Genomic DNA, 19650 nt, shown 5'->3' on the forward strand with positions numbered 1-19650 from the left:
AGTAGGAGAGCCACCATGCCCGACCTCACCCGCCGGTCCGCCCTGCGCTCGGCCATAGCCGTCGCCCTCGCTCCCACCCTGGGTTCCCTCCTCCTGCCCCGACTCGCTTCCACGGCGTCCGCCGCCGTCTCCTGGACCGCGAAATGGATCTGGGCCCCCTCCAGTTCGACGAACCAGTGGGTGGCGTTCCGCAGATCGCTCACCCTGGGCGCGGCGCCGACGAAGGCGGTGACGCGGATCGCGGCGGACTCGAAGTACTGGCTGTGGGTGAACGGCACGCTGGTGGTCTTCGAGGGCGGGCTCAAGCGCGGCCCCAACCGTACGGACACCTACTACGACGAGATCGACCTCGCCCCTTACCTGAGAAGCGGCGGCAACACGGTGGCGCTGCTGGTGTGGTACTTCGGCAAGCAGGGCTTCTCGCACAACAGCAGCGGCAAGGGCGGCCTGCTGTTCCAGTCGGACATCGAGGCCGGCTCGACCACCACCCGGCTGGTCAGCGACACCGGTTGGAAGCACCGAGTCCACCCCGGCTACTCGAACAACACCAGCGGTACGCAGGTCAACTTCCGGTTGCCCGAGTCCAATGTGCACTACGACGCCCGTGCCGCCGCTGTCATGTCCGGCTGGCGGTCGCCCGGTTTCGACGACAGCGCCTGGACCGCGCCGACCGACTTCGGCGCCGCGGGCGCCGCGCCCTGGAACGGCCTCGTCGAGCGCCCGATCCCGCAGTTCCGCTACTCCGGCCTGAGGACGTACACCAACGCCTCGTCGCTGCCGACCACGGGGCGCGGATCCACCGCGATCTCGGCCACGCTGCCGTCGAACATCCAGGTGACGCCGTTCCTGAAGGTGGACGCACCGGCCGGAGCCGTGATCGGCATCCAGACCGACCACTACGACGACGGCGCGGGCCTGACCGGGATCGAGCCCGGCACGCAGTACAACATGCGCGCCACCTACATCTGCGCCGGCGGGGTGCAGGAGTTCGAGTCGCTGGCGTGGATGAGCGGTACGGCGGTGCGGTACACGATCCCCGCCGACGTGACGATCCTGGAGCTGAAGTACCGGGAGTCGGGCTACGACACCGACTTCGCCGGGTCGTTCAGCAGCAGCGACCCCTTCCTGGACACGTTGTGGACCAAGGCCGCGCGCACGATGTACGTCAACATGCGGGACAACTACATGGACTGCCCCACCCGTGAGCGTGCCCAGTGGTGGGGGGACGTGGTCAACCAGCTCAAGGAAGGCTTCTACACCTTCGACACCAAGTCCCACGCACTCGGTGAGAAGGCCATCGCCCAGCTCGCCGCCTGGCAGAAGTCGAGCGGCGCCCTGTACTCCCCGGTCCCCTCGACGATCTGGACCGCCGAACTGCCCGTGCAGATGCTGGCCTCGGTGTGGTCGTTCTGGACGTACTACCTCTACACGGGCAACGCCGACGCCGTGACCGTCGCCTACCCGGCGGTGAAGAAGTACCTGGACCTGTGGACCCTGGACGGCGACGGTCTGGTCAACCACCGGGCGGGGGACTGGGACTGGGAGGACTGGGGCTCCGACATCGACGCCCGGGTCCTGGACAACTGCTGGTACTACCTCGCCCTGGACACCGCCGCCAAGCTGGCCGACCTCAGCGGCAACAGTGGCGACGTGGCCGGCTGGAAGTCCAGGCGCGACAGCATCAAGGCCAACTTCGACCGCGTCCTGTGGAACTCCTCGAAGAACGAGTACCGCTCGCCCGGCTACACCCGCGACACCGACGACCGCGCCAACGGCCTCGCCGTCGTCGCGGGCCTGGTCCCCGCCTCCCGCCACCGGGCGGTGACGGAGGTGCTGCGCACGCACCTCAACGCCAGCCCGTACATGGAGTTCTACGTCCTGGAGGCGCTGTATCTGATGGGCGCGGCCACGGTCGCCGAGGAGCGGATACGCAACCGGTTCGCCGCCCAGGTCGCCGACCCCGCCTGCCACACCCTGTGGGAGCTGTGGACCAAGGCCGACGGGACCGACAACCACGCCTGGAACGGCGGCCCGCTGTACGCCCTGTCCGCCTACGCCGCCGGTGTCCGCCCCACCAAGCCCGGCTGGGAGACGTACGAGGTCGTCCCCCAGACCGGCACCCTCACGAAGATCAACACCGTCGTGCCCACGGTCAAGGGCGACATTCGCTTCGGCATCACCCGCGACGGCACCCAGGCGACCCTGACCCTCACCTCACCGAGCGGCACGACGGCCCGGGTGGGCGTGCCCACCTACGGCGGCTCCCAGCCCGTCATCAAGGCGGGCGGCACGACGGTCTTCAGCGGTGGTTCCTCCACCGGGAGTGTCAGCGGTCTGACCTATGACGGCAAGGACGCCTCGTACGTCTACTTCCGGCTCCAGCCGGGCACGTGGACCTTCACGGTCACCGGCGCGGGCCGTCTCGACAACCTCGCGCTGGGCCGCCCGGTCACCAGCAACAACAGCCTGGAGAACGCCAACTGGGGCCGGAACCGGCTCACCGACGGCAAGCTGACGAGCGTGAGCGGGGCGAGGGGCTACACCAGCAACGAGTTCGCCTCCGCCGACGTCGGTGCGACCCCCGTCTGGGTGGAGGTCGACCTCGGGGCCGACACCGACCTCGACGCCGTTCGTCTCTTCCCCCGCACCGACACCGGGGGAGCCGGGGGCGGCACGGCGGGCTTCCCCGTCGATTTCACGCTCCAGACCCGTGTCGACGGCGCCACCTCCTACACGACCGTCCGTACCGTCACCGGGCAGGCCAACCCCGACGGCCGGGTCCAGACGTACGGCTTCCGTACCACCACCGCCCGGTACGTCCGGCTCCAGGCCACGCGGCTCGGCACCCCCGCGTCCGACGAGGCCGCCAAGTACCGTCTCCAGCTCGCCGAACTCGCCGTCCCGACCGCCGCGACCACCGTCACCGGCAACTGCACGCTGGAGAACGGGGACTGGGGCAAGACCAGGGTCCTGGACGGCACCCTCACCAGCGTGACCGGGGCCAAGGGCTTCACCAGCATCGACTTCCCCTCCGCCGACGTCGGCGGCACACCCGTGTGGATCGAGCTCGACCTCGGCGCCGACCGGGCCATCGGCTCCGTCACCCTCCACCCCCGCACCGACACCGGCGCTTCGGGCGGCGGGACGCCGGGCTTCCCCGTCGACTTCACGCTCCAGACCCGTGTCGACGGCGCCACCTCCTACACCACCGCCCGCACCATCACCGGTGAACCGAACCCCAACGGAGCCGCCCAGACCTACACCCTCACCTCCACCACCGGCCGCCATCTGCGCCTGAAGGTCACGAAGCTCGGCAGACCCGCCTCGGACGAGACCGCCAAGTACCGCCTCCAACTCGCCGAGATCCGCATCGGATGACAGCACAGCCGCTTCCCGCGTCGGGTCCTAGGTCCAACGCCTCATCGAGAACAGATCGCTTCTGCTATTAACTTGCAGCTGCACACTATTCGCAATAAGGTGAGGACGTCGGCCATGGCGGTTTACACGCTCCCGGAGCTTCCGTACGACTACACGGCGCTCGCGCCCGTGATCAGCCCCGAGATCATCGAGCTGCACCACGACAAGCACCACGCGGCGTACGTCAAGGGCGCCAATGACACGCTGGAGCAGCTCGCGGAGGCGCGGGACAAGGAGACGTGGGGTTCGATCAACGGTCTGGAGAAGAACCTGGCCTTCCACCTCTCGGGCCACATCCTGCACTCGATCTACTGGCAGAACATGACCGGCGACGGCGGCGGTGAGCCCCTGGAGAAGGACGGCGTGGGCGAGCTGGCGGACGCGATCGCCGCGTCCTTCGGTTCGTTCGCGGGCTTCAAGGCGCAGCTGACCAAGGCGTCGGCGACGACACAGGGCTCCGGCTGGGGCGTCCTCGCCTACGAGCCGCTGAGCGGGCGGCTGGTCGTCGAGCAGGTCTACGACCACCAGGGCAACGTCGGTCAGGGCTCCACCCCGATCCTGGTCTTCGACGCCTGGGAGCACGCCTTCTACCTCCAGTACAAGAACCAGAAGGTCGACTTCATCGACGCCATGTGGGCCGTCGTCAACTGGCAGGACGTGGCCAGGCGCTACGCCGCGGCCAAGGAACGCGGCGACAGCCTGCTGCTCGCCCCGTGAGGCCGTGAGGCCGTAACACCCCGCGGACGACCTGCTCGTGATCGTCTTCTCCGCCTTCACCGGGCAGGCGGCACAACGAAGGGCTCCCACAGGGAAGGGACTGTGGGAGCCCTTCGTCATGCGCTCGACTCCCGCGCCGGGCGCCCCCGTTCGCCGTCGAGTGAACCGTTGGGGGAGTCTCGTCCGATGAGGGGGTGTGAGCGAAATGAAACGGGGGAGTCCGGGCGACGCCGAGCTGTTGCGGGCGGTCGCGGACGGGGATCGTCGGGCGTTCGAGGAGCTGTACCGCCGGTACGCACCGTGGCTCGTGCTGCGGCTGCGCGGGCGGTGCGCCGACCCGGTGCTGGTCGACGACGTCGTACAGGAGACGTTTCTCGACGTGTGGCGGGGAGCCGCCCGCTATCGCCGTGAGGGTGACGTGGCGGGCTGGCTGTGGCGGATCGGATCGCGTCGCCTGGTGGACGCGCTGCGGGGCGACGGGGCCCGTGGCCGACTCCGCCAGGCACTCGCCCGGCTGCGGCAGCGCGACGAGGCGTCGGCCGAGGAACAGGTGCTGGCCCGGGTGCAGCACGGCGACCTGGCCGGTTCGCTGGCCGGGCTCTCGCCGGAGCTGCGGGCGGTGCTGCAGGCGACGGTGATCGACGGCCTGACGACACGTGAGGCGGCGGTCCTCCTCGGCATTCCCCCGGGCACGGTCAAGACCCGGGCCATGCGTGCCCGGAAGCAACTGCGGGAGGGCCTGACATGAGCTGGCACGCCGATGACGGGGACCTGCGGGAGTACGCCCACGGAACGCTGGCGGCCCCCCGGCTGTGGTCCGTCGAGACCCACCTCGCCGCCTGCGCCGACTGCCGGGCCGCGCTCTCGGCCCATGTCCCGCCCGCCGAGATCAGCGCGGGCTGGGCCCGGCTGGACGCCGAACTGGACGCCCCGAGGCCCGGCTTCGCCGAGTCGCTCCTGATCCGGATCGGGGTCGCCGACCACACCGCGCGGCTGCTGGCGGCGACCCCGGTGCTGCGTCGCTCCTGGCTCGGCGCGGTGGCGCTTACCCTCCTGCTCGCGGTCGGTGTGGGACTGGCCGCGTCGCCGCTGATGCTCCTGGCCACGGCGCCGCTGCTGCCGCTGGCGGGGGTGGCGGTGTCGTTCGGGCCGGGGCTCGACCCGACGTACGAGATGGCCGTGGTCGCGCCGATGCACACCTTCCGTCTGCTGATGGTGCGCACGGTCGCGGTGCTGTCGACGACGACGGTGCTGAGTGGGCTGGCGAGTCTGGCGCTGCCGTCGTTCGGCCTGGCGGCGCTCGGCTGGCTGCTGCCGGCGCTCGCGCTGACCTCGACCGGCGTCGCGCTGACGGCCCGGCTGGGACCCGTACTCGCACCGGCACTGGTCGGCGCCGGCTGGACCGTCCTGGTGGTGCTGAGCCGTCTGTTGGCGTCCGGGACGCCGCTGCCCTTCACCGCCGAGGGCCAGGGTGCGGCGGCGGTGGTCGCGTTGCTGGCGACGGTGCTGCTGGTGGCGGCGCGGGACCGCTTCGACAGCGGCCGCCCGCTCGGTCCTTCCTTCCGGTCCCTTCGATTCGCAGCCAGGAGGCTGTCATGACACGACCCACGGTCTCGGCCGCCGGGCTGACCCTGAGCTTTCGCGGTACGAGAGCGGTGGACGAGGTGACGCTGCGGCTCACCGAAGGGGTCACGGGTCTGCTCGGGCCCAACGGCGCGGGCAAGACGACGCTGCTGCGGATCCTGGCGACGGCGACGCCCCCGGACAACGGCGCCTTCACCGTCCTCGGGCACGATCCGAGCACGGTCCACGGACGCCAGGACACACGAAGGGCCCTGGGCTACCTGCCGCAGAACCCCGGACTCCATCCGGACTTCACCGCGTTCGAGTTCATCGACTACGTGGCGATCCTCAAGGAGATGACGGACCGACGGGCCCGGCACGCCGAGGCCCGCCGGGTCCTGGGCGCGGTCGGTCTCGCGGAGCAGCGCGGCAGGCGGATACGACGGCTCTCCGGCGGTATGCGGCAGCGCGTGGCGCTGGCGGCGGCCCTGGTCGGCGACCCGGGCTTCCTGGTCCTGGACGAGCCCACGGTCGGGCTGGACCCCGAACAGCGTATGCGGTTCCGGGAGTTGATCGCGGAGGCCGGCGAGGGCCGGACGGTGCTGCTGTCCACCCATCAGACGGAGGACGTGGCGATGCTGTGTCACCGGGTGGTGGTCATGGACAAGGGCCGGGTGCGGTTCGACGGCACGGCCGCGGAGCTGACGGCGGTGGCGGCCGGCCGGGTGTGGAGCAGCGGGGAGCGGCAGCCGGGCGCCAGAGCCGGATGGCGCACCGGGACGGGCGAGTTCCGCAATGTCGGCGACCCGCCGGCGGGCGCCCGGCTGGTCGAACCGACGCTGGAGGACGGCTATCTGCTGGCGCTCGGCGGCGACCCGGTGGCGGAGGTGGCGGCATGACGGCCGTGGCGGGGACTCGGGTCGCCGTGCCGGCACCGAAGCCGGTGCGGGTCCGGGGCGGTCGGCGGGCCATGCTCGCGCTGGCCCGGGTGGAGGCGCGGCGTCTGCTGCTGCACCCCTTGGTGGTGGTCGCGTCGGTGGCGTACCTGGCGCTGGTGCTGTGGCCGAGTGGTGAGTCGGAGGACGCCTATCCGGTGCTGCAGGACATCGACCGCGAGACTCAGATGGGACAGCTGCTGCTGGGCCTGGCGGTGATGATCGCCGTGAACCTGGCGGTGCTGCGCTCGCACCGGCGGGGCACGGACGCGTATTTCGGGGTGCTGGTCCTGTCTCCGTGGCGGCGCACGGTCGCGCATGTGCTGTCGGTGCTGCCGACGGTGCTGGTGGGGGCGTTGATCGTGGTCGGGCAGTTCACGGCCGCGGCGCTGAAGCCCGGGGCCGTGGGCCATGCGTCGGTGTTCGAGCTGGCGGCCGGGCCGCTGCTGATCCTGCTGCCCGCGGCCGTGGGCGTGCTGCTCGGCCGGGTCGTCCGGTCGGCGTTCGTGGCACCGCTGGCCTCGGTCGCCTTCCTGGCGGTGACCGTGGTCTTCGTCGCCGGCTCGGGGAGCGCGGCCTGGCTGCGCGGGATGGCCCTCGTGGTGTTCGACGAAGGCGCACGGCCGCTGCCGTCCGACCTGCTGGGCCGGCCCGCGGGATGGCACGCGCTGTACCTGCTGGCACTCGCGGTGCTGGTGGCGGCGGGTGCGGTGCTGGTGAGCGGCGGCCGGACGCGAGCCGTACGAGCCACCGCGCTGGGGGCACTCGGCGCGGTCGTGACCGCCGTGGTCCTCCAGGGCACGGCGCCGTCGGACGCGGTCCGCGAGGCGCGCGAGGTGGCGACCCGTGACCCGGCGAAGGTGCAGGACTGCGAGCGGCACGGGGCGACGACGTACTGTGCGTTCCTCGAGTTCACGCCCTGGACCGACGAGTGGGCCCGGGTGACGGACAAGGTGCGGTCGCTGGCCGGCGACCCGGCGACGACGCGGCCACTGACCGTACGGCAGAAGGTCGCGGCACTCGACGGACCGTCGGGCACCACGGCGATCTCGCCCGCCGCGCCCGGCGAGTCGACGGTGACCACGGCGTGGGGCGGCGAACGGGAACTGGAGTTCGCCGCGAGCGTCGCCCGGGGGCTGGTCGTGGGGGACGAGCGCTACCGGGGAGCGTACTGCGACGCGCGGGGCGTCCTCATGGTCTGGCTGGCGGTCCGCGCGACCCGGGACGGCGAAGCCATGTTCGAGAAGACCGGGGAGGGCTTCAACAGTCCCGGCGTGATTCAGGCTCCGGCGACCGCGATCGCCCTGCGGGGCCGCGAACTCGCCGTGTTGCAGCGGCTGTTGGCCGAGCCCCAGGGGGAGGTGGAGCGCAGGGTGAAGGCGTCGTGGAAGGAGCTCTCCGCCCCCGGTACGACCACCGACCGCGCGGCGGCCCTGCTGGGCGTCACCGCCCCGGCCGAGACCGCCGACGACCGGGAGTACCAGTGCGCATGAGACAGCGGCTGCTGGTGGTCGCGGCCCTGGTGCGGCCCACGGTGCGGTCGCTGCCGTGGGCCCTGTTCGCCGCCGGCTGGGGGCTGGGGCTGGCCCTCGCCGCCGTACCGGTGCTGTTCTCGGTGGACCTCCCCGCTGAGGTGCTGGTCAACCTGGTACGGGCGGCCGCGTTGTGCGGGGCCGTGGGGATGGCGTTCCTCCTGGACGATCCGGCCCGGCACACCACCGGCGTCCCTCCCGTGCCGCGTCCGCTGCGGCAGGCGTTGCGCGCGGCCGCCGTGTCGCCGGTCTGCGCGGCATGGTGGGCGACGGTGCTGGCCGTCGTACGGGCGGGGGCCGGCCCCGGGCAACGGGCCGCGCTGCCGTGGGGCGCGGTGACGGTCGAGGCCGGTGCCCTGTCCGCGCTGGCGCTCGCACTCGCCGCGGCGACGGTGCGGTTCAGCGCGGTCCGTGTGCCGGGCCCGGCCGTGGCGGGCGCCGTGCTGGCCCTGCCGGTCACGGCCGGTGCGCTCCTCCCACCCCGCTTCGCCCTCTTCGTACCACCGGGCGACCCGCGGTGGGACGACGCCCACGTGCTGTGGGCCGCCGTTCTCACCGCCGTTCTCGCCGTCTGGCTGGTATGCGCCCCGGAGCCACGCCGCCGCTTCAAAAGCGTGCGCCTCCCACGCGGCGCAGGCGGTTGACCCGCGCTGTCCGCCAGTCCGCCAGTCCGCCAGTCCGCCAGTCCGCCAGTCGGCCAGTCCGCCAGTCCGCCAGTCCGCGAGTCGAAGCGCTCCGGTGTAGGGACCCCGTCCGTCACGACCTGATGGCTTCGACCGCCTGGCGCAGCGAAGTGACGCCGTCGGAAGCGAGGAAGTGACCGGCTCCGGGAACCACCTTCGCACGGACTCCGAGGAGGTCGGCAAGCCGGTCGGTGTGACCAGTCGGAACGTACGGATCGGCGTCGGACCTGATGATCGTGAGCCGGTCGATGTGACTGCTCATTCCCTCCACGTCGCAGCCGTCTTCGATGTAGGCGTCCAGTTCCGGGAGGGCGGGCAGCGGATCGACGAATCCGGAGACCAGCACGAGGGTGCCGAGGCGCCAGGGGCCGGCAAGGGAGCGCAGACAGCGCAGCACGGTCAGACAGCCCAGACTGTGCGCGACGATGATCGAGTTCTCGTCGACGGCCCCCAAGGCGGCACGTGCGGCGTCCGCCCACTGCGCGGGGTGCGGATCCTGTGGGTTCGGCAGAGCCGGAATCGTGGTCCGGACGCCGTCCGCGTGGAGTTGCTCGGCGAGCCGGCCGAACCAGTGGTCTTCGGGGGTCGCACCGTAACCGTGGATGATCGTGGCACGCCGCTGGGTTGTTCCCGTCGTCATGTCACGGGACGGTAGGGGTTCACGCCGGCGTGAAGGTCAAGCCGGTGGGGAGGAATCGACGGTGCTGATCAGCGAACTGGCAGAGTTGACGGGCGTGAGCGCACGAGCGCTGCGTCATTACGAGGACCGAGGACTCCTGGTACCCGCTCGCACCACCAGCGGGTACCGGGTCTACTCCGAGTCCGATGTCACCCGCGTGGCCCAGATCAGGGCGATGCTCTCCGCCGGGCTGGGAACCTCGCTCATCCAGCGGTACTTCGACTGCGTCCGCACGGGCGCTCACGGCACGTTCCTCGAGATATGCCCCGACCTGCGGGCAGAGCTGGACGCCGTGGCCCGACGCCTCGACACCGAACAGGCCGAACTCCGTGAGAAGCGGCGCCGGTTGAGCGTACTCACGGCACAGGACTGAGGCGCCTCGACGCGGCGTCGCCCGCCCCGCGGCCCGCAGGTGCTTCCGCAGCCGCGTGCCGTCGAGCGGCGGACGCGCGGCGAACTGCTCGATCACGGAGTGCTGCATCGTGTGACATGAACGCTCCTCTCCCGAACGGCACGGGCTGCGCGGATAGTTGCTGCGGGAAGAGGCCCGCCGGTTCGGCCGACGATGCTCCCCCGCCGTCCACCCCCTTCACAGTGACCAGAGCCCCCGCACCACCGCGCTGATCCGGCAACTCCAGGCCGACAGCAGGCAGTTCACCGATCAGTGCGGCCAACACGAAGTCGGCGTCCCCCAGGACGACTACACGACCGGTCGTCCACCCCGAACTCGGAAACCTCCACCCGCACGGCCAGACCCTGCCCCAGGCGGACGCCCGCGCGCCTCACCGGTCTACGGCCACGGCAGATCCAGCCACACCCCGCACCCCGGCGACGCCCTCCAATTCGGCGGCGAGGCCCCTGCGCCGCCGACCCTTCCCCAACTGCCGATCCGTAACGAGGGGCCGTGGACCCGCCATCCAGGGGAGGGGCTCACGCTTTCCGTTCACCCGTGAGTACGAGGCCGCGCTGCTTCGGGAACGCACCGGTCGGGCGCGGGAACAGATGTGGGACCAGGCCGGCGTCCCGTTGGTCACCCGTGGCGGCGCGGGTGCGGACACCGGCCGGAGAGGAGAGCCTTGGCGGTACGTCGACACGGTGTCCGCGGATGTCGTGGCCGAGCCCCCGGGGCGGGCGAGACCTCCGGGCGAGACCTCCTGCCGGGGTTCCTGCCGGGGTGCCTGGCGGCCGTCGTCCGGGGCCTGCCGGGCCCGGAGGCCGGCCGTTCGGGCAGCGCGCCGGCCGCCGGGGTGCTGCGGGCCGTCGGCACCCAGGCACAGACCGACCTCCGGCCGACCTCCTACCGAGCATCGAACGGACCCCGCCCGGACGCGGCGCCGGCGTTCACCGCACCCCTGGCCCGCTGACGCCGAGACCACCACCCCGAGGAGACCGACCATGACCCGACCGGCCCACGCATCCTCGCGCGGGGTGCGCCGGATCACCCTCGACGCCGCGGGGCTACCGCTGTCGGCACTGATCAGCGAGCCGCCCGACGGCTCCGCGCGCGCCGTCGTCGTCGCCGTGCACGGCGGCGGCATGAACGCGGGCTACTTCGACTGCCGGGCCCACCCCCGGCAGTCGCTGCTGACGCTGGGAGCGGACCTCGGCTACACCGTCCTGGCCGTGGACCGGCCGGGCTACCGGCACTCCGCCGCCCTGCTGCCCCAGGGCCAGGACCTGGCGGAGCAGGCCGCCTCGCTGCGCGCGGCTCTGCACGACTTCACCTCTCGCCACGACACCGGCGCGGGCCTGTTCCTGCTCGCCCACTCCTATGGCGGCAAGGTGGCACTCACCGCCGCCGCGGACCCTGGTCTGCCGCACCTGCTGGGGACGGACATCTCCGGCTGCGGCCACCTGTACGCCGTGGAGCCGCACGAACTGCCCACCGTCCACGACGACGGGGGCCGACTGCGCAGAAGCTGGGGGCCGCTGCGCCTCTACCCATCGGGCACCTTCAGGGCCAGCGGCTCGATCGTCGAGCCCGTGCCCGCCCTGGAACGGGCCGAGCTGGCCCGCTGGCCGCTGCTCTTCCGTGACACCGCGCCCCGCGTCCGCGTGCCCGTACGGATGACCTTCGCCGAACACGAGGCCTGGTGGCGCCATGACGACGAGGCCCTCACCGATCTGGCCGCACACTTCACGGCCGCCCCGCGCGTGAGCGTCGACCGTCAGCCGGAGGCCGGGCACAACATCAGTCTCGGCTGGGCCGCCCGCCCCTACCATCTGCGCGCCCTCGCCTTCCTCGAAGACTGCCTGACCTCCCGCGAAACCACCCTCACTCCACCGCGTGCCGTCCGCCCCCTGCCGCCCGCGGTGGTCTCCTGAGCATGCCCGGTGTGCTCAGGACAGCCTTCCGCTCGCTGTCGGTCCGTAACGTCCGGCTCTTCGCGTTCGGCTCCGGGAGCGGTCACCGCCGCGCAGTTCGCTCCGATGCTGCTGCTCACGCTCTACGGCGGCCGGATCGCCGACCGGTACGACAGGCGCCGGTCGCTGATGGTGTGCAACCTCGTCTCCGGCGGCTGCGCGCTCGCGCTCGCCGTGCCGGACCTCGGCGGGGCGGTACGGCTGTGGCATGTGTTCCTGTTCGCCCTCTGCCTGGCCACGGTCGACGCGGTCGAGGTCCCCACCCGGATGTCGTTCGCGGCGACTGCTCGAACCGCGTCGTCCGTGTGCGCTACCGCGTCGTCTCCGCGCGGGCCTCGCTCGGGGTGAGGCCGAACCTGGAGCGGAAGAGACGGGCGAAGTGGGCCTGGCTGGAGAACCCCCACCGGTGCGCGACATCGGCGATCCTGGCCGACGGCGCTCCGGGCCCGGTGAGTTCCTGATGCGCCCTGACCAGGCGACGTTCCGTGATGTGCCGTGCCGGAGACCTGCCGGTCGATGCGAAGATCCGCCCCAGGTGCCGTACCGAGATGCCCATGACGCCGGCCACCTGCGCGGCTCCGAGACCGGGGTCGTGCAGGTGCCGGTCGATGTAGTTCTCGGCCACCATGAGCTGCGACCGGTAGGCGTCGGACCCCGGACTTCCTCCCGTACGCTCCCCGGTGAGCTGCCTGAGCAGGTCGAGTACGGCCCCCACGGCGTCGGCGGGGTCGTGCGGCCCGCCACGCGACGAGGTCAGCCCCGTGAGGTGGGAACCCAGCGCGGCCACGAGCGCGCCCTCCCGTGCCGTGCCCCGCCCGAACAGCATCGGCCCGGGCAGCCCGCCTCCCAGGCACGCTTGCGCGAACATGTCACGCGGCACGTCCACCAGGATCTGGCGCATCGACGAGGAGAAACCGAAGAGATACGGCCTTCGCGTGTCGTAGACGAACAGTTCGCCCGCGGCGGCCGCGAGGCAGCCGTTCTCGTGCAGGAACGCCGCCTCTCCCTTGAGCAGGAGTGTCGCGAACACCGAGTCCTTGGGCGCCGACCTGACGGTCTGCGGGCTGCGTTCGATGGCGTGGGCGTTGCCGGCGATCTCGGCGAGACGCAGTGCGCCCAGCTCGATGTTGGTCTGCCTGGCCAGCAGACCCTGCTCGGAGTAGGAGGTGCAGGACAGGCCCACCAGAGCCTTGCGGTTGTAGTCCTCCCAGTAGTGGATGCGCTCGGCGGGTGCGATGTGCTCGGTGGTGGCCCGGGAGATCACGGAGGGGGCGGACACGTGACCTCCCATGTGCGTCCATGTCAGGGGGCTCAGCCTAGGTGATGGGTCACACGGCCAGATAGCCTCCGTCCACCGGGACGACCGCGCCGGTGACGTACGAGGCCGCCGGGGAGCACAGGAACGCCACCACCGAGGCGACCTCGTGCGGCTGCCCGAGGCGCCCGGCCGGGATACGGGCCAGTACCCGGGCCGTGGCCTCGGGGTCGTCGAGCACCCCCCGCGCCAGCGGGGTGACCACGAAGCCGGGCGCGACGGCGTTGACCCTGATGCCGTCGGCGGCGTACTCGGCGGCCAGCGACTTCGTGAGCTGGGACACGCCGCCCTTGCTCGCGCTGTAGGCGGGCCGGTCCCTGCTGCCGGAGAAGGCGAACATGGACGAGACGTTCACGATGGTGCCGCCGTTCTCGGCCAGGGCCGGGCGGGCGGCCTGGCAGGCGGCCATGGTGGCGGTGAGGTTGATCTCGATGACCCGCTGCCAGCGGGCGAGGTCGTACTCCTCGCGGTCGTGGCTGACGCCCGCGCAGTTCACCAGGGCGTCCAGCGGCTGGTGCGCGGACAGCAGACCGGTCAGCCCGGCGCGGTCGAGCACGTCGTGCTCCACGACGCGGACGCGGGCGTGGTCGGGCAGGTCGCCGGGGTCGGCCGGTGCCAGGCCGAGCGCGGTCACCTCGGCGCCCAGCTCGGCGAGGAGGACGGCCGTGGCCGCGCCGATCCCCGAGGTGCCACCGGTCACGAACGCCCGCCGCCCCGCGAACTCGCCGCTCACGGACGCCGCTCCCTTGGTCGTACCAGCACTTTCACCTGCTCCTCGCCGCGCAGCAGCGCCTCGAATCCGTCACGTACGACGTGCTCCAGAGAAATGGTGGACGTGACGATCCCCGCCAGGTCCACGCCGTCCTCCGCCACCATGCGGATCAGCTCGGGATAGACGTCGCGATATCCCACGCTGGTCATGATCGTCTGCTCGTGGTTCACCAGGGCGAAGGCGTCCAGGCGGACCGTGCCGGCCAGGCCGAGGAACATCACCCGCCCGCCCCGCCGGGTGGCGGCCAGACAGGCACGCAGGGTGTCCTCCGAGCCGACCGCCTCGAACACGACATCCGCTCCCTCGCCACCGACCACGTCCGTGAGGTCCGCCCCGGTCTCGGCGGCTCCCCGGCGCAGCGCCGCCACGCGGCGGGCCGCGGACCGGTCGGCGGCCACGACGCGCCCGGCGCCGTACCGGGCCGCGAACTGGGTCACGAGCAGCCCGATCGGGCCCAGACCCAGGACGGCGACGGTCTCGCCGGGGCGGATCCCGGCCCGCCGCACCGCGTGCAGGGCGACGGCGGCCGGCTCGAACACCGCCGCCTGCTCCAGGGAGACCCGCTCGGGCAGTACGTGCAGCATGTACGCGGGCACGGTGGCGTGCTCGGCCAGCCCGCCGTGCCCCATCAGACCCGCGAACCCGAAATGCCGGCAGATGTTGTATTCCCCCGCGAGGCACCGCGGGCAGCTGCCGCACCGGTAGTGCGGCTCCACCGCCACCCGGTCGCCCGGGGCGACAGCGGTGACACCGCCGCCCACCCGGGTGACGGTGCCGCAGAACTCGTGCCCCAGGATGAGCGGGGCGGCCACGCCGGACTCCGGATGCGGGTCGCCCACGGGAACGGCGTGCGGGCCGTCGGCGTACTCGTGCAGGTCACTGCCGCAGATCCCGCAGTAGGCGACCTCGATCGTCACCTCGCCGGGCCCGGGCGGCGTCATGGGCACGTTCTCGACGCGGATGTCCTTGGCCCCGTACCAGACCGCTGCCCTCATACGGCCCTGCCTTCTTCAGTGCGTCCCGGGAGTTCGCGCCGTCGGGGCGGCGCGGGTGGGACAGGAATGGGTGTCGTGGCCGGCTGCCCTCGACGGCTCGGGCGGCTGATCGCCATGGCTCAGCGGAACAGGGAGTTGACGTAGTCGGCGCCGATCCCGACCTTCTCGTAGTGCTCGCGGCACATCTTGATGTAGTCGTGCACGTCGAAGAAGCCGTCGGGCTCACCGTTCTCGTCCAGCCAGACGAGCGGGCCCTTGACGATGAAGAACGCCTTCATCGGCTCGTCGCTGTCATAGGCGACCAGCGTGTGGCCCTCGCCCGGCGCCTCGTAGACGAAGTCGCCCGCAGTAGCCGTCCAGGGCCGCTCCAGATAGCCCCACTTGCCGGAGATCGTGTACGCGAACACCTCGTGCGGGTGGTAGTGCCGGTTGACCAGCCCCGCCTCCTTGGCCCGCAGGATGTCGGCCCAGCTGTTGTCCTTGACGTTGATCCACAGGGGGCGGGAGCCGACGGTCTCGGTGAACGGCACGTAGTAGCGGTCGTCGTCCGTGGCCACCTTGGACAGGTAGACCTCGGGGAGGGCATCGGGGCGCAAGGAGTTCTCGATCGGCCTGAGGTCCTTCCAGAACTCTCCGGTGGGCGTGTCGGGCATGTGACGGCCTCCTTCGTCGCGGACTTCCCGGAGTGAATCCCAGAGGGATCGGTGCCGTCTTTCCCGTGGCGGACCTGGCCGCTTGCAGATTCAGGACATCGGGAAACGCGACGGCCGGTCGGACTCCGCTCGGACACCGACCGGGGTGGTGAGCTACGGCGGGGAGCCGGTCGGCGACCCGGTGGCTTCGCCGGCCAGGTCGTCGGCGAGCCCGATCGCGGAGCGACGCAAAGGTAGCGACGCAAAGGTAAGGGGTGGGCTCGCGACCCCGTCGGCGTCGCGAGCCCACCCGAGACATTCGACGACTCAGGAAACGAGCTGGGGTTCCTTCTGGTCCGTCGCCGGAGCCTTCTGCAGGCTGGTCCCTTCGACGTCGAGGTCGGGCAGGATCCTGTCCAGCCAGGCCGGCAGCCACCAGGCGCCCCGCCCGGCGAGGGCGAGCACCGCGGGTACGAGCGTCATGCGCACGGCGAAGGCGTCGATGGCCACGCCGACGGCCAGGGCGAACGCGATGGGTTTGATCAGGGAGTCGTCCAGGGGGAAGAACCCGGCGAAGACGGTGAACATGATCAGTGCGGCCGCGGTGACGACCCGCACGCTGTGGCGGGCGCCGTCGACGACCGACTGGCGGGCCCGGCCGGTGTGGGTCCATTCCTCGCGCATCCCGGACACGAGGAACACCTCGTAGTCCATGGCCAGTCCGAAGAGCACGCCGATCAGGATGATCGGCAGGAAGCTGACGACCGGGCCGCTGTGGGGCACGTCCAGGATGTCGGCCAGCCAGCCCCACTGGAAGACGGCGACGACCAGCCCGAGCGAGGCGCCCACCGAGAGCAGGAAGCCGACGGCGGCCTTGACCGGGATGACCAGTGACCGGAAGACGATCATCAGCAGGAGCAGGCTGAGGCCGACGACGATGGCGACGAAGGGCAGCAGCGAGTCGCTGAGTCGGTTGGAGACGTCGATGTTGACGGCGGTGGTGCCGGTGACCGCGACGGAGGCACCGGTGGTTTCACGGAGGTCGGGCGCGGCCTCGCGGATGTCACGGACGAGTTGGCCGGTGCGGACGCTGTCCGGGCCGGAGGCGGGCAGGACGGTGATGACGCTCTGTGCCGGGTCGCTGGTGGGCTGGGGTGGCAGGACGGCCTTGACGTTCTTGAGGGTCTGCAGCTTCCGTGCGACCTGAGCGCCGGCCCGTGCGCTCGCGGCAGCCGTGCCGTTCTCGGTCTCGGCCAGTACGAGGAGCGGGCCGTTGTAGCCGGGACCGAACTCGTCGCTGATCGTGTCGTAGGCCTTGCGCTCGGTGGAGGCCTGGGGGGCGGAGCCGTTGTCGGGAAGAGCCAGGCGCATGTCCGTGGCGGGCAGGGCGAGGGTCACCAGGATGCCCGCCACGGCCAGCACTGTCAGCAGCGGCTTGGCGATGACCCACTTGGTCCAGCGGGTGCCCATGGTGGTGTGACCGGTGGAGCCTTCGGTGTCGGCGGTCCGCCGGGCGGTGCGGCTGCCGGGCCTGGGGGTGAGACGGGAGCCGGCGAATCCCGCGACGGCGGGGACGAGGGTGATCGCGGCCAGAACGGCGATGAGGACGGCTCCGGCGGCCCCGAGACCCATCGTGGTCAGGAACGGGATGCCGATGACGCTCAGCGCGGCGAGCGCGATGATCACGGTGGCGCCGGCGAAGACCACGGCGCTTCCGGCCGTGCCGGTGGCCAGCGCGATGGATTCCCTCGGGTCGGTGCCGCGGGCCAGCTGCTGTCGGTGGCGCGAGAGGATGAACAGGACGTAGTCGATGCCGACGGCCAGGCCCAGCATGAGGGCGAGCGTGACGGCCGTGGACGAGATGCCGACCGCGGGAGTGAGAGCGAGCAGCCCGGCCAGGCCGACCGCCACGCCGATCAGTGCGGGCAGCAGCGCCATGCCGGCGGCCAGCATTGAACCGAACGTGATGACGAGCACGAGCAGGGCCACGGCCACGCCGATGATCTCCGACGGGCCGACGTGGACGCCTTTGCTGCTGTAGACGGACCCGCCCACCCAGGTCTTCAGCCCGTCCCGCTCCGCCGCCTCGGCCGCGTTCTCGATCGCGTCCACCGACGAGGCACGGACCTGTGCGTTCTGCACGGGGTACTGGATCTGGACGATCGCCGTGGTCCGGTCGGCCGAGACGGCGCCGGAGGCGCGCGGGTCGACGACTTCGCCGACCTGAGGAGCCTTCTCGGCCTCCGTCACGGTCCGGGCGATGGCTGCGGCGTAGCGGGCTTCGGTGACCTGGTGGCCCTTGGGGGCGGTGAAGACGATCTGGGCACTCGCGCCGGATGCTTCCGGGAGGGTCTTGCTCAGGCTGTCCAGCGCACGCTGCGACTCGGTGCCGGGCACCGCGAAGCGGTCGTCGAGTTTGCCGCTGAAGACGCTGACGCAGGTGATGAGCGCGGCCAGGACGAAGAGCCATATGCCCAGGACGAGCTTGCGGTGCCGGTAGGCGCTGAGGCCCAGCCGATGGAGCAGGACGGCCATGACGAACTCCCTGGGACGGTGGGGATCTCCCGGCCCGGGCGTGGACACGGGCGGGGGAAGGGGAAGAGGAGGTGACTCCGGTCGGCCTCCGGTCAGGGTGAACAGGCCGATGCCGACGGAGCCTCGATCGATAGGGCGACTTTATCAGCTGCTCAAGTCGAACGACCGAGTCATTCGACATCGAGAGGTGGAATGGTTGCGGGAAGTCCAGGTCACAGGCCATTCACGGATGATGAAATCGATCGACCTTGTCGAGTGACAGCGTCTTCTGGGTGCCGCCCAGCACGCGGGGCACGCAAGCCGTCGACGGGCACGGGGGCCGAGAGGTCGGCGTCGTCGATCGGTGCGGTACTGGTGGGGGCGGCCGAGACCGGCCGACGGTGCGTACCGGGCCGATGGGCATGGGTCGGAGGGGCTGCGCACGCGGCGGTGCGGCCGGGCGGTTCTTCGGGGGCGCCCATGTATGTGCCGCCCGCGTCGGCCAAGCAGCCTGCAGGGTGTCCCCGGCGGCGGCGTGGCCGGCTGGACCGGCAGCGGCCGCTCTTCGGCACGCCTGTGAAGCTCATGGCCGTACTCGGTACGCCGATCCGGCGGCGGACGGCCTGCGCGGCCCGGGTCGGCTGCGAGCGGGATCACTGGATCCGCGACATGTTCGGCAAGGTTCCGCCCGGCGGAGAACGGGCGTGCTCATGGACCTTCTCAGGCGTTCATCGCCCGAGCGCCGCAGCAGGGCGCACCCGTGCCTGCCTGGGTGCGCCCTGGTCCGGCCAATCAGCTCGCCGGCACGGACACCAGGTCCAGTCGACCGCCGGCCATGGCCACCACCGCGGACACGAAGGCCTGGAGGCAGGTGTGCTCGGCCTCCTCGTCGGGGAGTGACAGGCGTTGCGTGGTGAGCCCGTCGAAGCCGGCCAGGAAGAACCGCGCGATCGTCTCCGCGGGCTGGGCGAGGGGCCGGCCGGTGCGTTCGGCCGCCTCGGTCACCAGCCTCGCCGTCACCTCGATCACCCGGCGGTAGTGACTCTCCAGGGCCTCGTTCAGCGCGGGGGTGCGGAGCGCGAAGTGGGTCAGTTCCGCGAGGAGTTGATGGCTGGCGGGCTGCGCACGCACCGTGCTCCACAGTGCGGAGGCCAGCGTGGCGGCCGTCTCCTCGAATCCGGCGTCGGCCGGGGCGGCCTGCTCCACCTGGGTGATCAGATCCTGGGTGAGCTGCTCCATGACGGCGCGGTACAGCCCTTCCTTCGTGCCGAAGGTGTAGTGCACCGTGGCCTGGGCCACCCCCAGCTCCGCGGCGATGGCGCGGGTGCTCCCGGCCGCGACCCCTTCCCTCGTCATGAAGTCGATGGCCGCTTTGATCAGCTGAGGGCGGCGCTCGGCCGCGGAAACGTGAGCCATGACCGCATCCTACTGACTTGGTCCTGTGAACAAGTCGTCCGAACGAGCCGGACTTCGCGCAGACCTGCGTCGTGCCGACGCGGCCGCTGAGGTCCGGTCTCGTGCCGACGCGGCCG

The 19650-nt window shown here is 71.5% G+C and carries 17 protein-coding genes; 10 read left to right on the forward strand and 7 right to left on the reverse strand.

The genetic code is table 11. From position 1 onward, the window contains the following. Window positions 1–15 precede the first annotated feature (15 nt). The 7 genes from OG272_RS45125 (at window position 16) to OG272_RS45155 (ending at window position 8808) form a co-directional block, all read left to right on the forward strand. On the forward strand, window positions 16–3378 hold the full coding sequence (locus OG272_RS45125; protein WP_405895913.1) for a discoidin domain-containing protein: 3363 nt from the start codon (window positions 16–18) through the stop codon (window positions 3376–3378). Between the two features lie 114 nt (window positions 3379–3492). Further along, window positions 3493–4134, forward strand: coding sequence for a superoxide dismutase (locus OG272_RS45130; protein WP_327726345.1), 642 nt, complete (start codon window positions 3493–3495; stop codon window positions 4132–4134). A gap of 205 nt (window positions 4135–4339) precedes the next feature. Further along, window positions 4340–4882, forward strand: a complete 543-nt coding sequence (locus OG272_RS45135; protein WP_328508079.1) for an RNA polymerase sigma factor — start codon at window positions 4340–4342, stop codon at window positions 4880–4882. Continuing rightward, window positions 4879–5733 carry a zf-HC2 domain-containing protein gene (locus tag OG272_RS45140; protein WP_405895914.1) on the forward strand — a complete coding sequence of 285 codons (855 nt, stop codon included), beginning with the start codon at window positions 4879–4881 and terminating at the stop codon, window positions 5731–5733. The genes OG272_RS45135 and OG272_RS45140 overlap by 4 nt, the downstream gene beginning before the upstream one ends. Next, the gene (locus tag OG272_RS45145) at window positions 5730–6596 is read left to right on the forward strand and encodes an ATP-binding cassette domain-containing protein (RefSeq protein WP_405895915.1); all 867 of its coding nucleotides are present in this window, start codon (window positions 5730–5732) and stop codon (window positions 6594–6596) included. The genes OG272_RS45140 and OG272_RS45145 overlap by 4 nt, the downstream gene beginning before the upstream one ends. Further along, a complete protein-coding gene (locus tag OG272_RS45150) occupies window positions 6593–8125 on the forward strand; it encodes an ABC transporter permease (RefSeq protein ID WP_405895916.1) in 1533 nt (510 codons plus the stop codon). Before OG272_RS45145 ends, OG272_RS45150 begins: the two co-directional genes overlap by 4 nt. Then, a complete protein-coding gene (locus tag OG272_RS45155; protein ID WP_326573835.1) occupies window positions 8122–8808 on the forward strand; it encodes an ABC transporter in 687 nt (228 codons plus the stop codon). Before OG272_RS45150 ends, OG272_RS45155 begins: the two co-directional genes overlap by 4 nt. Window positions 8809–8920: 112 nt before the next feature. On the opposite strand, the gene OG272_RS45160 is transcribed toward OG272_RS45155, so the two are convergent. Further along, on the reverse strand, window positions 8921–9487 hold the full coding sequence (locus OG272_RS45160) for an alpha/beta fold hydrolase (RefSeq protein WP_326573833.1): 567 nt from the start codon (window positions 9485–9487) through the stop codon (window positions 8921–8923). Between the two features lie 61 nt (window positions 9488–9548). Here OG272_RS45160 and OG272_RS45165 point away from each other — a divergent pair, with 61 nt between their 5' ends. From OG272_RS45165 to OG272_RS45175, 3 genes are all read left to right on the forward strand, one after another. Next, window positions 9549–9899: a MerR family transcriptional regulator gene (locus tag OG272_RS45165; protein ID WP_327726341.1), complete on the forward strand. Its 351-nt coding sequence runs from the start codon at window positions 9549–9551 to the stop codon at window positions 9897–9899. Window positions 9900–10921: 1022 nt separating this feature from the next. Next, on the forward strand, window positions 10922–11851 hold the full coding sequence (locus OG272_RS45170; RefSeq protein ID WP_405895917.1) for an alpha/beta hydrolase: 930 nt from the start codon (window positions 10922–10924) through the stop codon (window positions 11849–11851). A gap of 9 nt (window positions 11852–11860) precedes the next feature. Next, complete coding sequence (locus OG272_RS45175; protein WP_405895918.1) at window positions 11861–12238, forward strand: MFS transporter; 378 nt, start codon at window positions 11861–11863, stop codon at window positions 12236–12238. On the opposite strand, the gene OG272_RS45180 is transcribed toward OG272_RS45175, so the two are convergent. The 6 genes from OG272_RS45180 to OG272_RS45205 form a co-directional block, all read right to left on the reverse strand. Beyond that, complete coding sequence (locus tag OG272_RS45180; protein ID WP_327726340.1) at window positions 12201–13169, reverse strand: helix-turn-helix domain-containing protein; 969 nt, start codon at window positions 13167–13169, stop codon at window positions 12201–12203. The two genes, OG272_RS45175 and OG272_RS45180, sit on opposite strands and share 38 nt — an antisense overlap. Before the next feature lie 49 nt (window positions 13170–13218). After that, complete coding sequence (locus tag OG272_RS45185) at window positions 13219–13938, reverse strand: SDR family NAD(P)-dependent oxidoreductase (RefSeq protein ID WP_327726339.1); 720 nt, start codon at window positions 13936–13938, stop codon at window positions 13219–13221. Then, window positions 13935–14972, reverse strand: a complete 1038-nt coding sequence (locus tag OG272_RS45190) for an alcohol dehydrogenase catalytic domain-containing protein (RefSeq protein ID WP_327726338.1) — start codon at window positions 14970–14972, stop codon at window positions 13935–13937. The genes OG272_RS45185 and OG272_RS45190 overlap by 4 nt, the downstream gene beginning before the upstream one ends. 119 nt (window positions 14973–15091) lie before the next feature. Then, a complete protein-coding gene (locus OG272_RS45195; RefSeq protein WP_326573818.1) occupies window positions 15092–15625 on the reverse strand; it encodes a 2,4'-dihydroxyacetophenone dioxygenase family protein in 534 nt (177 codons plus the stop codon). 306 nt (window positions 15626–15931) lie between these two features. After that, window positions 15932–18139 carry an MMPL family transporter gene (locus tag OG272_RS45200; RefSeq protein WP_327726337.1) on the reverse strand — a complete coding sequence of 736 codons (2208 nt, stop codon included), beginning with the start codon at window positions 18137–18139 and terminating at the stop codon, window positions 15932–15934. A gap of 771 nt (window positions 18140–18910) precedes the next feature. Continuing rightward, on the reverse strand, window positions 18911–19534 hold the full coding sequence (locus tag OG272_RS45205; RefSeq protein WP_327726336.1) for a TetR/AcrR family transcriptional regulator: 624 nt from the start codon (window positions 19532–19534) through the stop codon (window positions 18911–18913). Between the last annotated feature and the right edge of the window lie 116 nt (window positions 19535–19650).

Origin of the sequence: Streptomyces sp. NBC_00104, assembly GCF_045160825.1 — a bacterium.
Lineage (GTDB): Bacteria > Actinomycetota > Actinomycetes > Streptomycetales > Streptomycetaceae > Streptomyces.